Source organism: Salinimicrobium oceani, assembly GCF_012037645.1.
In genome coordinates this window covers 165,449-178,164 of the sequence record NZ_JAAVJR010000005.1, presented here as the reverse complement: position 1 = coordinate 178,164, position 12,716 = coordinate 165,449, and the positions used below count along the sequence as shown (strand labels likewise).

Here is a 12,716-nt window from a genome sequence, read left to right as displayed (position 1 = left end):
TTCGTACAAAATGTATATTATTTAACATGAAGACCATAAGTACCTGTGTACATGACATTATAAAGCACCAGCCATTCCTGGATGATGCCCTGGCGCGAAATATTATAAATTTTAGTTCCCTGGCGGCCGATTTACAGCCACAGGTGGAAAAGGAAATGAGAAAACCGGTCAAGCAAGGCTCCATTATTATGGCCCTGCGCAGGTACCATCCAAAACGCAGCAAATTTTCTGCAAAAGATTTTCGGGAATTGGGGGATATGATCGTACGATCGGGCGTTACAGAATACACCTATTTGAATTCCAAAGACATTGTAGCCCGTAAAGCCGAACTTTTGAATGCGATTAAAGACCGTACCGGCATCTTCCTAAATTATTCCAGCAATTTCCAGGAAAGTAACTTCCTCGTCTCCACTACTCTGCAACCTGTGATTGAGGACATCTTTAAAGAGGAGCAGCTGGTAAGTATTTCGGAAGAGCTTTCGTCTATTACCATTGCCCTGCCCGAGAAGAATACAAAGACTGTAGGGCTATATTTTTATATTTTTAAGCTGCTTGCTTATGAAGGCATTCCGGTTTATGAGATCATTTCAACCTCCAATTATTTCACGCTTTTCCTGGAAAAAGAATATGTAAACCAGGCTTTTCAACTCATGAACGAAATTAAATCATCTTAGTTAAGGTCGTAGATCCATACCTCATTCTGGTGATTCATAGGAACGTAAAGTTTGTTTTCCGCTTCCATGAAAAGAATATCACCCGAACTTTTTTCAGAAGTAAGAATTTTTGTGAGATTTCCATCCATGTCAAAGCTAAAGATCCTGCCTGTCGCCCAATCGGAGAGGTAAAATTCATGCTGAGCTCCTTTCTGAATTCCGTCCAGATTTCCCACTCCTTGCGTAGTAAGTCTGATGATCTCCCTGGTTTCTCTGTCGATCTTCAGGATATTTCCGTTTTGTTCTTCACTCCAGGCGGCAACCAGAATATAATCGGGCATTATAAGGAGACCGTTAGGCCTTTCAAGTTGTACATTTGAGAGCCATTCCTCAATTTCGCCCGAGCCGTTCATTCTGTAAATTTTATTTCCGGAAAGATCTGAGAAATAAATATCGCCATTGTCATCTAAAGCGGGATCGTTTAAAGATTTAGCATCCGGAACAGGAATCCGGTTGATTATTTCCCCTGAATCAATATTAATTTCTATAAGTTTAGTAACGTCGGTAACGAAGAGATGCCCATCTCTTAAGACCATTCCTTTAGGATCCTGCAATCCCGTTACCCAGGAATGATCCAGAATTTTGCCATTTTTGGATACCTTGGAAATGAAACCATCGCCTGCTTCTTTCCCCGCCATATTGGAGACGTAAAAATTTTCTCCTGCTTTGTCATAATACACAGATTCAGGGTGACTGAACCCTGAAAGCTTAACTTCCGGAGTTTTATTCTGGGCGGTGCTTAGGGTAAATACTCCGCAGAAAAACGAAAATAGGATAGCCTGTTTCATCTTTTTTTTTCTAAAATACCAAAATCTCACATATTAGGAGATTTTTTCAGCCAATTAAAAATATCCTAAACATGCTGCTCAAATGAGAGCTTCCTATTAATTTTAGATAAAATAAAATTGCTATGAGAAAGATCATCAGAGCCCTGCTTGCAGGTTGGGGCGCTAAAAAATTAGGAGGCAAGACCGGATGTGGCTGTATTGGTACTATAGTGGTCTTCATTATTCTTTGGTGGCTTTTATCAAACCTGGGGATTTGATGATCTTTTAATTACTGAAAAAAATATCCAAAGCCGATAGTGAACATTATCAGTCCATAAAAGTAATGTTCGAGACTTACGTTTAAGAGGCTTTTCGTTCTGTAGTAATTATAGATAAAGATCCATCCCGCAAGGAAAGTGGCAATTGGCGCTACCCAGTTTCCGTAGATGAAATGGGTAAGCCCAAAGATTATCGCGTTGCTCAGCATCAAAAGATATTTTTCGGGAATCAGTTTTTTGTATCTGTGGAAATAATAGACCCTGTAAATGATCTCCTGCGGAAAAACGGAAGCAACAGGGTACAGAAAGAATGTGAGCAGGTAGCTATTAAAGTTCTCCACAGGATACATGAAGAACAGATCTGGATAGATCCACCAGGTAAACCAAATGAGCAGAACTGTAATAACGATCATCCTGGCAATGCTTTGCCCTAAATAGGTGCTGTCAAATCTAATAAGAGCTCTTCTGTCAAAGCGTGGATCTTGTAGTAACAGAAAAAGGAAAAAGCCGGCAATTAAAATAAGTGGAATGATCTTTAACCAGCCATCGAGAAAATGATTTGCAAAAAAGGGAAAAAAGACATAAAAAATGATAAACTCCAGGACCAGATAAGCTTTGGAATTAAAAATTAATTTCGGGCTCATAGGTCGTGCAGTAGTTCTCTAAAAATGTTTTTTTCTGCTAAGTGAGCACATCCCAAAAAATTGCTATTCTGTTTCCAGGTTTTCTTCCTCCTCCTGAGCTGTATATCTTATCCTTCTTTCCCGCAATAAGTCCAGAATATTGAACAGAAAAACGCAAAATGCGATCCAGATGAGACCAGCAACAAAACCTCCAACAACATCTGAAGGAAAGTGAACCCCAAGATAAATACGGCTGAGCCCTATGAGGAGAATTAATGTTGCGAAGAGCAAGGAAAGAAAAATTCTTAAGCCCCTGTTCATTTTGATCTGGAAGATGAGATAGATGAGGAAACCGTAGAATGACATAGCGCTCATCGCATGGCCACTAGGATAACTAAGTGTCTTAACAACTACCATGTGCTCCAGGGTTGGCCTGGCACGGTCAAAAGCTTCTTTTAATGCCAGGTTCACCAGAAATGACAGGATCACCACCCCCACAAGCTGTAAGATGAATTTTTTGTTCTTCAATTTATACAAGAAGAAGAGTCCGGCAGTGATCGTGGCAAAGAGATAGGCATAGAAATCTCCAAGATCTGTAACAAACTGAAAGAAATTATTTAACTCGGGAGTTCTGAAGGAAGTAACGAATTCTGTCACTCTTTTATCAAAATGGTCGATCGTTTCTCCCTGAACTTCTTCCGTGAGATTTACAAAACCATTTATACCTACTACAAAAACTATAAAGGCCAGGAAAATTAAAAGATAGAATGGGAAATCGGGATGTTCCCGGGAGACATGCCTTTTGAAAAATTCTACAAATTCATTGATGTACTTTTTAGTGATCTGTACCATCTGTATCTAATTTTTCTTCTGTTTCTGTTTTTCCGGGAAAGGCAATTTCTACCTTTCGCCTCCCCCATTTTAATGCCTTGGCCTTATCTTCTCCCATATAGATGTCTATCTTGTTTCTCCAGCGGGGATGCATCTTGTCATTAACAACAAAAAGCCCATCAAAGCCATCTATTTTCACCAGCGTCTGGTGCGTAAGTCCTCTTTTTATAAGATCTCGAGAAACCGCGATAGACTGCACTTCGGGCTTCAGGGTGTCTCCCCAGGCGGTAAGATATGGATTCCCATCTCCTTGCCTCTTGAGAGAATTATAGGCTGAAGCCGTCACTGTGAGCTTTTCCCATTCCTCAAAATTGTATTCTTCAGCCTCTTTTTCATCACAACTTCCCATTCCTGCTATTATGAAAAGCGGAAGAAGAAAAACCTTTAAAAACATCTTTCCAGAGACCATGAATACCAACATAGCAAAAAATTATTCATTTCACAATATTATGCTTTACTCTTAACCCATCTTTAAGAGAGAACTCAAAAGTATAGAAGTAAACTCTATTTTTCCTTTAATATTTTTCACAGCCCTCAACTATTCTCATCTTGCATGAGCAAATAGCTGATCTTTTGGTCGTCCGGTTTAAAAATGGTACTTTTGCACGGCGAAATGAGTTATTTCCCAGCGCTGTAAAGGTCCTTCCTTTTTATTTTCTGTTTGATTTCCATTTCCCGAAAATTTTTTAATTGAAAAATACATTATGATGAGTCAGATTAAACAAAATGACACAGTAAGAGTACATTACACCGGAAAACTTACCGATGGCCAGATCTTCGATAGTTCCCTGGAAAGAGAACCAATTGAATTTACAATGGGACAGGGACAGTTGATCCCCGGGTTTGAAAAAGGATTACTGGATATGAAAGAGAATGAAAAGAAGACTATTGAAATTCCAGCAGATGAGGCTTATGGGCAACCAAGAGAGGAATTGATCCAGGAAGTAGAGAAAAGTCAGCTGCCAGAAGAGATCAAACCAGAACCAGGAATGGGCTTAGTATCAAAGAGTCCCGATGGTCGTGAAATGAACCTTGTAGTGAAAGAAGTGAAAGAGGATACTATTGTTGTAGACGGAAATCACCCGTTAGCAGGAAAAGATCTTATTTTTGATCTGGAAGTTGTTGAGATCAAGTAATAAGGCTCTCAAGAAATAAAAAAAAGACCTGCAAATTTGCAGGTCTTTTTTTATGCCATAACACCAGTTTATTCGTCGTGGTGCATGAATTTTTGTTTTGCCATCAATTGTTCCTGTGATTCCTCATTCGCTGGATCTGGCACACAACAATCTACGGGACAAACTGCCGCACATTGTGGTTCATCGTGAAACCCTACACATTCGGTACATTTATCTGGAACTATATAATAGATCTCATCACTCAAAGGTTCGCGGGCTTCACCGGCACTTGCAGCTTTTCCATTAGGAAGTACAATGTCTCCGCTAAGGTCTGTACCGTCTGCATAACGCCAATCATCTGCACCTTCATAAATGGCCGTATTAGGACATTCGGGTTCACAAGCGCCGCAGTTAATGCATTCGTCGGTTATTATAATTGCCATAGCTTTTTTTTGTTCTAAATTTGCACAAATTTAAAGCCAAATCAGTTCTTAAACAAATAAGGTAATGACAATCGAGCAGCGCATGGAAAAGTTGGAGAAACTGGGAAAATTCCTGGGACAGTTCAAAATCTCCGGAATCCAAAAAGAAGAAGACCTTTCTCATAATGAACCTTATTTTTCTGAAATGCTTGCGCAGATCGAAGCTGCCGTACATCACAACGGCTGGTTCACTAAGGAAAATGTTCTTTTTTCATTAGAACAATGGGCCAAAGCATTAACGGGTGAACAACTTCAGAAATGGCTTTCCAGGTACGACTTTAAAAATGTCACCCCTAAAACTGTAGGGATCATTATGGCTGGAAATATACCGCTGGTTGGTTTCCACGATTTCCTTTCGGTTGTGGTGAGTGGCCATAAAGCGCTGGTGAAACAATCTTCAAATGATCAGTTACTACTTCCTGTAATTGCCGACTACCTCACAGCCATTGCTCCCGAACTGAAGAATAAGATCGAAATTCTGCCTAATGCTGCAGATGGACCTTCAAAAATGACAAATTTTGATGCTGTTATTGCTACCGGGAGTAATAACACTGCACGTTATTTTGAATATTATTTTTCAGGAAAACCTTCTGTTATTCGGAAGAACAGGAATTCTGCAGCTATTTTGACCGGCAAAGAGTCAAAGGAAGAGCTCAGTGCCCTGGCAGAAGATATATTCAGATATTACGGACTGGGATGCCGAAATGTATCAAAGCTATACGTGCCTCAAGATTATGATTTCACCTCTTTTTTTGAAGCTATCTATTCCTGGAACCCTATTATTAATCAGGCGAAATATGCCAATAACTACGATTACAACAAAGCGGTATATCTTATGAGCCAGTATCAATTACTGGAGAATGGTTTCCTCATTTTGAAGGAAGATAAATCCATGAGCTCGCCTATTGCGACCCTATTCTATGAAAAATATGAGGATCGCGAAAAGCTGGAAGAAGAATTAAAGTTGCGCAGAGAGGAGATACAATGTATTGTGGGCAATGGTGCTTCAGAAATTAAATTTGGGGAAACGCAGCATCCAAATCTCTGGGATTATGCAGATAATGTTGACACCCTTCAGTTTTTGACCGAAAAAATCTAAAAACTTCAACTTTTGCGGGGAAATCCTCTTAAATTATCATTTCAATAACAGGAATTCCCTCTTGTTTTTCTCATATTTGTGACTGTTAAAATTCAAATATGAAAAGACATAATTATAGTGCCGGGCCTTGTATACTTCCGCAGGAAGTTTTTCAGGAGGCATCGCAGGCAATACTAGATTTCAATAATTCAGGTTTATCCATTTTAGAAATATCCCATCGCAGCAAGGATTTTGTAGATGTCATGGAAGAAGCGAGGAGTCTGGCTCTCGAACTTCTGGGGCTCGAAGGAAAAGGTTATAAAGCATTGTTCCTTCAAGGAGGTGCCAGCCTCCAGTTCCTGATGACGCCTTACAACCTTCTGCAAAATAAGGCGGCCTATTTGAATACCGGAACCTGGAGCACCAAAGCCATCAAAGAGGCCAAGTACTTTGGAGAAGTTACAGAAGTAGCATCTTCTGCAGATAAGGATTTCAGGTATATCCCTAAAGGATTTTTTATTCCTTCAGATGTGGATTATTTCCACTGTACGAGTAATAATACGATCTACGGGACTCAGATCAAGGAATTCCCAAATACTCCCAAGCCCGTGGTTTGTGATATGAGCAGTGACATTTTTTCACGGCAACTGGACTTTTCCAAATTCGACCTCATTTATGCAGGGGCACAAAAGAACATGGGGCCAGCAGGTACTACGCTTGTAGTTATTAAGGAAGAAATTCTGGGGAAGGTGAATCGTCCTATTCCTTCGATGATGGATTACAGGGTTCACCTGAATAAAGCGAGCATGTTTAATACGCCAGCAGTTTATGCGGTTTACGTCTCCATGCTTACCCTAAGATGGCTGAAAAAGAATGGAGGTATTTCTGCTATCGAAGAACAAAATGAAAAGAAGGCGAACCTGCTTTATTCAGAGATTGACATTAATCCCCTTTTTGAAGGTTATGCTGCAAAGGAGGACAGGTCAAACATGAACGCTACTTTTAACCTCGTGAATGATGATCTCAAGGAAACCTTCGATACGATGTGGAAAGAAGCGGGAGTCAACGGTCTTAATGGTCACAGAAGTGTAGGCGGATATCGCGCCTCTATGTACAATGCTTTGTCTTTGGAAAGTGTACAGGTTTTAGTGGATGTAATGAGCGAACTGGAAAGAAAAGCTTAAGCCAAAATAATCACGAAAGAATAAAGAATGAAAGTTTTAGCCAACGACGGAATTGCAGCGGGCGGAAAAAAAAAGCTCGAAGAAGCCGGATTTGAAGTGATAACTACAAAAGTTGCTCAGGAACAATTGAGTAACTACATCAAAGAAAATGAGATTAGCGCTTTAATAGTACGTAGTGCTACCAAGGTGCGAAAGGATGTAATTGATTCTTGTCCAAGTTTGAAGGCCATTGGTCGGGCGGGAGTAGGAATGGACAATATTGACGTTGAATATGCCCGCAGTAAGGGCCTCTATGTTTTCAATACTCCGGCAGCATCCTCCTCTTCTGTAGCCGAACTTGTTTTTGCACATCTCTTTGGAGCAGTAAGATTTCTCTATGATGCCAACCGGAATATGCCTCTTGAGGGAGATTCGAGGTTCAAGGATCTCAAGAAAAGCTATGCCGCCGGTTCAGAATTACGTGGAAAAACATTAGGAATTATTGGGTTTGGACGTATTGGTCGGGAAGTAGCTAAAATTGCTTTAGGCATCGGAATGAAGGTAATTGCAAGTGACAGTACCAAAGGAGAGGCCGAGATCACCCTCGAATTTTACAACCATCAGGAAATAAAAATTCCTATTAAGACTGAACCTGTTGAAGAACTCATCAAACATGCAGATTTCATCACGTTGCATGTACCTTCCCAAAAAGAACCTATTTTAGGAAAGGAAGAGTTCAGCCAAATGAAAAAAGGGGTGGGTATCATTAACGCGGCACGAGGTGGAGTGATTGACGAAGTGGCCCTTGTTGAAGCCATTGATGATGGGAAAGTTGCGTTTGCAGGACTTGACACTTTTGAGAACGAGCCATCTCCCGCCATTAAAATACTTATGCATCCAAACATTTCTCTTAGTCCGCACATCGGGGCGGCTACAAATGAAGCTCAGGAAAGAATTGGATATGAGCTGGCAGAACAGCTTATTTCACATTTTCAATAGAATTTTTTCTATCGATAAAAACTAAATGCTTCTGTTAAAGGAAGCATTTTTTTTGGTTAAAGTACACGAACAGACATTGGTACAGCTTCATTTTTTTGTAATTTAAAAAGAAAAAAATGGCTTCTATTCTAGATTTTTTAGACACCGAAAAAGGGAAGGAATTTATTAATAGCTCCAGCAAGGAGGTGAACGAATCTCCCGAAAAAGTAAAATCGGCTCTGGGTATGGCTTTACCCATGATCCTGGGTGCCATAAAAAAGAACACTGACGCTCCCGATGGGGCACAAAAACTTAATGCTGAACTAGAAAAAGAAAAACATGACGGCTCGGTCCTCGACAAAATAGGGATTGGCGGCCTTTCGGGATTAATGGGAGAAGGCTCTGGAATCCTGGGACATGTTCTTGGTGGCAGCCAGTCGAAAATAGCAACGGCGGTAGGATCTGCTATAGGAATGGATGCTGGAAAAGTGAATAAATTGCTTCAAATGGCAGCCCCGGTCGTCATGGGCATTCTTGGAAAACAAAAAAGAAAGGATAATGTAGAAAGTGGAGGAGGAATTTCAGATCTTGTAGGATCGGTATTAGGTAGCAATTCCTCTCATGATCAGTCACTTCTTGAAACTTTCATGAATTCTGATAAGGGTGAAAATATTGCCGGAAATGTCGCCGGAAAAATCTTTGGAGGTAAAGGAAAATCAAAAGGCCTGGGAGACTTTTTTAAAGGATAATATGAAATATCTATTCTACATCTGCTTTTTAGGGCTGTTCATTTACAGCTGCTCTTCCACCCGAGACCGGAATCTCGGATCAAACGATACTATTAATGATACGGTTCGAATTTCCAATGATAGTCTTGAATATGAGATCCTCATTATCGATCCTGGCTTCTCCTATTTTTTAAACGCTGTAGCCCGCCCGGAAGGATATCATTCGCTGTCCTATTTAGAAAGCAAGAATCGCTTTTTGGTAAATGATTACAATCAAAGGGTAAGAATGCCCCAGCAATATGATCCGCAGATCTATGAGATGGAGATCAATTACGATCCGAACATTGATTATGGCTATGAAGTGAATTATAAGTTATACAACTATTTTGTCTTCCTGTCCAGGAAATACAACCAGCGGTTTTCTGTACCTACACGACTTTAAGAAAAGAAGTTCCTGATAGGTATGTGCGTGACAGGTGTGGAATCTTTTTTTATCTTTGCCACATGAATAAATTGAAACAACGCTGGGGCATATCATCGAACTGGCAAATTTTGATTATCCTTCTGGTCTTTAGCCTCACGGGGTCTTCCTCTCTTTTTGTGACACGGCCAGTATTGGATTTCATAGGTTTATCCCGGGTCAATTTTCCTTCCGAATTTCTTTGGGGAGGCATTTCATATTACGCCATAAAGATCGTCATGGTATTTCCTGTTTACCAGGTATTGTTAGTAACCTACGGATGGATCTTCGGTCAGTTTCAGTTTTTCTGGCAATTTGAAAAAAATATGCTTAGCCGAATAGGCCTTGCTAAAATTTTGAAGTAGATGCAGCTGTGGCAAAAAATCTTTCTGGTTTGCTGTACGGGATTGATCATTTTCCCTTCAGCTCTGGACCTTGCTCACATATTTGCCGGCCATAAACACGATTACTGTAACCATTACGCCGAATCACATTTTCATGAAAAAACCGTCGATTGTGACCTGTTCGATTTTCAGAAACAGGTGTTTTACTTTCCCCCATTTCCTTCAGGAGAAATAGTCAATACAGAATTGACTGTACTACCTCCTAAGCGGGAATATCTCTATTTAAGTACTTTCCAAAAGCTGCACTTCTCGCTGCGGGCACCTCCTGTAGCTTAAAGTTCAGATTTTATTTTTTTAAAGCTTTCGCTTTTAATCTTTAGTACTTAAAACTTACCCATGAAAAATATCATTATTGGGCTGCTTTTTTTAGCGGCTGGAAATCTATATAGTCAGCAATCAATCCAAGGAACTGTCATCGATTCAAATACCGGGGAACCCGTAGTTGGCGCAGCAATAGTTCTGCAAAAACCTGAAAGAGGCACAATCACGAACCTTGACGGGGAATTTATCCTAAATAATCTTTCTGAAGGAACTTTTAATCTGGTGATCTCCTCTCTTGGTTACAGCACCCAAACAGTAAAGCTCGAACTTCCACTTACAGATCAGCTTCTGGTACAACTCAGTCCCTCGGCCATTGAAATTGAAGAAGTAATTATTTCAACCCCTTTTCATCAATTGCAAAGCGAAAACGTGATGAAGGTAGAGCGAGTAACCATCGAAAACCTGGAAAGAACAGGGGCTAACAGCATCACAGATGGAATTTCACAAATTGCCGGAGTAGAAACGCTTTCTACTGGCTCGGCGATTGGCAAGCCTGTAATTAGAGGCCTTAGTTCAAATCGCGTACTTGTTTACACCCAGGGCGTAAGGTTGGAGAATCAGCAATTTGGTTCAGAACACGGGCTTGGTTTAAGCAGCTCTGGCGTAGAAAGCGTGGAGGTGATAAAAGGCCCTGCCTCCCTACTCTATGGAAGCGATGCCTTGGGGGGCGTATTGTACATTAATCCGGAACGTTATGCTCCTGCAGACTCCACACAGGCAGATCTTGAAACCAATTACTATACGAATACCGAAGGAATTGAATTCAATGGCGGATTTAAAACCTCGGGAGAGAAATTCAGCTATCTCCTTCGAGGAAATTTTGGATCCTACAGCGACTATGATACCGGAGATGAGCTTAGGGTGACCAATACCAGGTTCACCGAGTATGACCTTAAAGCAGGAATTGGATTTCGCGATGATTCCTACAAAGGGGATTTGAGATATAACCTTAATAGTAGTTTCGCAGGTATTCCTGAAGAAATTGGAATTCAAAGTACCTCCAAAAGTAAGATGCTTCCATATCAACAGGTGGACAACCATATTTTAAGTCTTGATAATTCCTTCTATTTTGATGATTCCAGCCTGGACCTGAAACTGGGATATATTTTCAATAACAGAAAGGAATTTGAAGAAGAGCATGAGGAAGAAGAACATGAGGAAGAAGAACATGAGGAAGAAGAACATGAGGAAGAAGAATTCGAAGAGGAACATGCGGATGAAGAACCTGCTTTAGAAATGCATCTTAAAACTTTTAATTACGACGCCAAATATCACTTTCCAGCCCGTGGAAAATTTGAGACCATTGTGGGAGTTCAGGGAATGTTCCAGACAAACGAAAATCTCGCTGAAGAAATTCTTATTCCCGATGCCACCACCAATGATATTGGAATTCTAGCTACTACACATTACCATTTGGAGACCATAGATTTTCAAGCCGGATTACGTTACGATCTAAGACGAATTTCAGCTGAAGGTTATGAATTACACGAAACTGAAACTGAAACTGAAGTGGCTCCTCTTGAAAGGAGTTTCAACAGTTATAACGGGGCTTTGGGAGTAAAAATAGACCTTTCCAGCACCTTTACCGGTCGCCTCAATCTTGCAACGGGATTCCGGGCGCCTACCCTTGCCGAGCTTACCTCATACGGCAGCCACCATGGCACCAACAGGTTTGAAATAGGGAATCGCGATCTTGATAATGAACAAAATTACCAGCTTGACCTGGCCCTGGAATACAGAAATGATCATTTCGAAGTTTATTCCAATGCTTTCTATAACAGGATAAGCAATTATATTTTCCTTGACCCAACCGGAGAAGTTCTTGATGATAATTTCGTATTCGAATACCGCCAGAATGATGCAAAGCTTTACGGAGGAGAAATGGGACTTCACATACATCCTCATCCTCTCGATTGGCTGCACTTCGAATCCAATTACGAACTTGTTGTAGGGAAACAGGACACCGGGGATTACCTTCCATTAATACCTGCTCAATCTATACTCAATAAACTCTGGGTAGAATTACCCGAAGGCACAACCTTCAAAAATGGATATGCAAGCCTAAGTGTGAAATCTGTATTTGACCAGGAAAAGATTGGGTTGTTTGAAACTGAAACTGCAGGCTATTCTTTGGTCAATGCAGGATTTGGAACTGCTGTACTCTTAAACGAAATCATGTGGAATTTTAGAATTACCGGCACCAATCTTCTAGATCGTTCCTATATATCGCATCTCTCCAGGTTAAAACCTGAAGGCATACCCAACATGGGACGCAACGTGATCTTTAGTATAGGTCTTCAGTTCTAAACCATATAAAATATAAAAGAAATGCCGGTAATATTTTACCGGCATTTATGTTTAAGAGATTTTCTTTATTTATCGCGTCCTAACAGGAATAGTCTGCAATCTTCCGGTTTCTTCCTTCTGCCATACAAAAGTGTAGAGCCACATCAAGGTGAAGGTCGGAATGATATCACTGAACGGAAGGATCTCTTCAATAAAAACAAGAACAGACGCTAATTTCCCCTTTTTGCCGGGATACATGGCCGACATTTTTTTGGCGGCATACGGAGCCCACAAAAGATCAAGGAATCCTCCAACTAAGGGAACAGCTCCACTCGCCATACCAACAGCGTCATATATTAAACCCTTTATTAGTAATGTTTTCTTTTCAGCTTTCATTTGTTTCATTTTCTTAGTCTCATACAAGAAAAG

At 40.5% G+C, this 12,716-nt stretch carries 17 protein-coding genes; 11 read left to right on the top strand and 6 right to left on the bottom strand.

The features are described from left to right. Positions 1-26 precede the first annotated feature (26 nt). Positions 27-674: a hypothetical protein gene (locus tag HC175_RS10435; RefSeq protein ID WP_168138439.1), complete on the top strand. Its 648-nt coding sequence runs from the start codon at positions 27-29 to the stop codon at positions 672-674. Here the strand turns inward: HC175_RS10435 and HC175_RS10430 are convergent. Continuing rightward, positions 671-1,501, bottom strand: a complete 831-nt coding sequence (locus HC175_RS10430; RefSeq protein WP_168138438.1) for an SMP-30/gluconolactonase/LRE family protein — start codon at positions 1,499-1,501, stop codon at positions 671-673. The genes HC175_RS10435 and HC175_RS10430 overlap by 4 nt on opposite strands. A 122-nt stretch (positions 1,502-1,623) precedes the next feature. Here HC175_RS10430 and HC175_RS24630 point away from each other — a divergent pair, with 122 nt between their 5' ends. Beyond that, positions 1,624-1,758 carry a hypothetical protein gene (locus HC175_RS24630; RefSeq protein WP_029036126.1) on the top strand — a complete coding sequence of 45 codons (135 nt, stop codon included), beginning with the start codon at positions 1,624-1,626 and terminating at the stop codon, positions 1,756-1,758. Between the two features lie 11 nt (positions 1,759-1,769). Here HC175_RS24630 and HC175_RS10425 read toward each other — a convergent pair whose 3' ends face one another. The 3 genes from HC175_RS10425 to HC175_RS10415 form a co-directional block, all read right to left on the bottom strand. Then, positions 1,770-2,402 carry a CPBP family intramembrane glutamic endopeptidase gene (locus HC175_RS10425; protein ID WP_168138437.1) on the bottom strand — a complete coding sequence of 211 codons (633 nt, stop codon included), beginning with the start codon at positions 2,400-2,402 and terminating at the stop codon, positions 1,770-1,772. Positions 2,403-2,465: 63 nt separating this feature from the next. Continuing rightward, positions 2,466-3,233 (bottom strand): phosphatase PAP2 family protein, encoded by a 768-nt coding sequence (locus tag HC175_RS10420; protein ID WP_168138436.1) that lies wholly within the window; start codon positions 3,231-3,233, stop codon positions 2,466-2,468. Continuing rightward, the gene (locus HC175_RS10415; RefSeq protein ID WP_235942583.1) at positions 3,217-3,693 is read right to left on the bottom strand and encodes a 3D domain-containing protein; all 477 of its coding nucleotides are present in this window, start codon (positions 3,691-3,693) and stop codon (positions 3,217-3,219) included. Before HC175_RS10415 ends, HC175_RS10420 begins: the two co-directional genes overlap by 17 nt. Before the next feature lie 286 nt (positions 3,694-3,979). Here HC175_RS10415 and HC175_RS10410 point away from each other — a divergent pair, with 286 nt between their 5' ends. Beyond that, a complete protein-coding gene (locus tag HC175_RS10410; protein WP_168138594.1) occupies positions 3,980-4,408 on the top strand; it encodes an FKBP-type peptidyl-prolyl cis-trans isomerase in 429 nt (142 codons plus the stop codon). 68 nt (positions 4,409-4,476) lie between these two features. On the opposite strand, the gene HC175_RS10405 is transcribed toward HC175_RS10410, so the two are convergent. Then, positions 4,477-4,830 carry a 4Fe-4S dicluster domain-containing protein gene (locus HC175_RS10405; protein WP_168138435.1) on the bottom strand — a complete coding sequence of 118 codons (354 nt, stop codon included), beginning with the start codon at positions 4,828-4,830 and terminating at the stop codon, positions 4,477-4,479. A 64-nt stretch (positions 4,831-4,894) separates the two neighbouring features. Here HC175_RS10405 and HC175_RS10400 point away from each other — a divergent pair, with 64 nt between their 5' ends. From HC175_RS10400 to HC175_RS10365, 8 genes are all read left to right on the top strand, one after another. Next, positions 4,895-5,968: an acyl-CoA reductase gene (locus HC175_RS10400; RefSeq protein ID WP_168138434.1), complete on the top strand. Its 1,074-nt coding sequence runs from the start codon at positions 4,895-4,897 to the stop codon at positions 5,966-5,968. A gap of 98 nt (positions 5,969-6,066) precedes the next feature. Then, on the top strand, positions 6,067-7,131 hold the full coding sequence (serC, locus tag HC175_RS10395) for a 3-phosphoserine/phosphohydroxythreonine transaminase (RefSeq protein WP_168138433.1): 1,065 nt from the start codon (positions 6,067-6,069) through the stop codon (positions 7,129-7,131). Between the two features lie 27 nt (positions 7,132-7,158). Continuing rightward, the gene (locus HC175_RS10390) at positions 7,159-8,109 is read left to right on the top strand and encodes a D-2-hydroxyacid dehydrogenase (RefSeq protein ID WP_168138432.1); all 951 of its coding nucleotides are present in this window, start codon (positions 7,159-7,161) and stop codon (positions 8,107-8,109) included. A gap of 116 nt (positions 8,110-8,225) precedes the next feature. After that, complete coding sequence (locus tag HC175_RS10385; RefSeq protein ID WP_168138431.1) at positions 8,226-8,837, top strand: DUF937 domain-containing protein; 612 nt, start codon at positions 8,226-8,228, stop codon at positions 8,835-8,837. Between the two features lies 1 nt (position 8,838). After that, on the top strand, positions 8,839-9,258 hold the full coding sequence (locus HC175_RS10380; protein ID WP_168138430.1) for a DUF6146 family protein: 420 nt from the start codon (positions 8,839-8,841) through the stop codon (positions 9,256-9,258). A 62-nt stretch (positions 9,259-9,320) separates the two neighbouring features. Then, positions 9,321-9,641 carry a DUF6787 family protein gene (locus tag HC175_RS10375; RefSeq protein ID WP_168138429.1) on the top strand — a complete coding sequence of 107 codons (321 nt, stop codon included), beginning with the start codon at positions 9,321-9,323 and terminating at the stop codon, positions 9,639-9,641. Then, entirely contained in the window at positions 9,642-9,956 is a 315-nt protein-coding gene (locus tag HC175_RS10370) for a hypothetical protein (protein ID WP_168138428.1), read from the top strand. Positions 9,957-10,016: 60 nt separating this feature from the next. Beyond that, a complete protein-coding gene (locus HC175_RS10365; RefSeq protein WP_168138427.1) occupies positions 10,017-12,308 on the top strand; it encodes a TonB-dependent receptor in 2,292 nt (763 codons plus the stop codon). Between the two features lie 69 nt (positions 12,309-12,377). On the opposite strand, the gene HC175_RS10360 is transcribed toward HC175_RS10365, so the two are convergent. Continuing rightward, positions 12,378-12,683: a hypothetical protein gene (locus tag HC175_RS10360; RefSeq protein ID WP_168138426.1), complete on the bottom strand. Its 306-nt coding sequence runs from the start codon at positions 12,681-12,683 to the stop codon at positions 12,378-12,380. Between the last annotated feature and the right edge of the window lie 33 nt (positions 12,684-12,716).

What these genes read in the sequence shown, in the direction of transcription:
- HC175_RS10405 (WP_168138435.1), bottom strand. Translation starts at nt 4,830, where the DNA reads ATGGCAATTATAATAACCGACGAATGCATTAACTGCGGCGCTTGTGAA.
- HC175_RS24630 (WP_029036126.1), top strand. Translation starts at nt 1,624, where the DNA reads ATGAGAAAGATCATCAGAGCCCTGCTTGCAGGTTGGGGCGCTAAAAAA.
- HC175_RS10430 (WP_168138438.1), bottom strand. Translation starts at nt 1,501, where the DNA reads ATGAAACAGGCTATCCTATTTTCGTTTTTCTGCGGAGTATTTACCCTA.
- serC (WP_168138433.1), top strand. Translation starts at nt 6,067, where the DNA reads ATGAAAAGACATAATTATAGTGCCGGGCCTTGTATACTTCCGCAGGAA.
- HC175_RS10375 (WP_168138429.1), top strand. Translation starts at nt 9,321, where the DNA reads ATGAATAAATTGAAACAACGCTGGGGCATATCATCGAACTGGCAAATT.
- HC175_RS10415 (WP_235942583.1), bottom strand. Translation starts at nt 3,693, where the DNA reads ATGTTGGTATTCATGGTCTCTGGAAAGATGTTTTTAAAGGTTTTTCTT.
- HC175_RS10400 (WP_168138434.1), top strand. Translation starts at nt 4,895, where the DNA reads ATGACAATCGAGCAGCGCATGGAAAAGTTGGAGAAACTGGGAAAATTC.
- HC175_RS10365 (WP_168138427.1), top strand. Translation starts at nt 10,017, where the DNA reads ATGAAAAATATCATTATTGGGCTGCTTTTTTTAGCGGCTGGAAATCTA.
- HC175_RS10360 (WP_168138426.1), bottom strand. Translation starts at nt 12,683, where the DNA reads ATGAAAGCTGAAAAGAAAACATTACTAATAAAGGGTTTAATATATGAC.
- HC175_RS10380 (WP_168138430.1), top strand. Translation starts at nt 8,839, where the DNA reads ATGAAATATCTATTCTACATCTGCTTTTTAGGGCTGTTCATTTACAGC.
- HC175_RS10410 (WP_168138594.1), top strand. Translation starts at nt 3,980, where the DNA reads ATGAGTCAGATTAAACAAAATGACACAGTAAGAGTACATTACACCGGA.
- HC175_RS10425 (WP_168138437.1), bottom strand. Translation starts at nt 2,402, where the DNA reads ATGAGCCCGAAATTAATTTTTAATTCCAAAGCTTATCTGGTCCTGGAG.
- HC175_RS10435 (WP_168138439.1), top strand. Translation starts at nt 27, where the DNA reads ATGAAGACCATAAGTACCTGTGTACATGACATTATAAAGCACCAGCCA.
- HC175_RS10370 (WP_168138428.1), top strand. Translation starts at nt 9,642, where the DNA reads ATGCAGCTGTGGCAAAAAATCTTTCTGGTTTGCTGTACGGGATTGATC.
- HC175_RS10420 (WP_168138436.1), bottom strand. Translation starts at nt 3,233, where the DNA reads ATGGTACAGATCACTAAAAAGTACATCAATGAATTTGTAGAATTTTTC.
- HC175_RS10390 (WP_168138432.1), top strand. Translation starts at nt 7,159, where the DNA reads ATGAAAGTTTTAGCCAACGACGGAATTGCAGCGGGCGGAAAAAAAAAG.
- HC175_RS10385 (WP_168138431.1), top strand. Translation starts at nt 8,226, where the DNA reads ATGGCTTCTATTCTAGATTTTTTAGACACCGAAAAAGGGAAGGAATTT.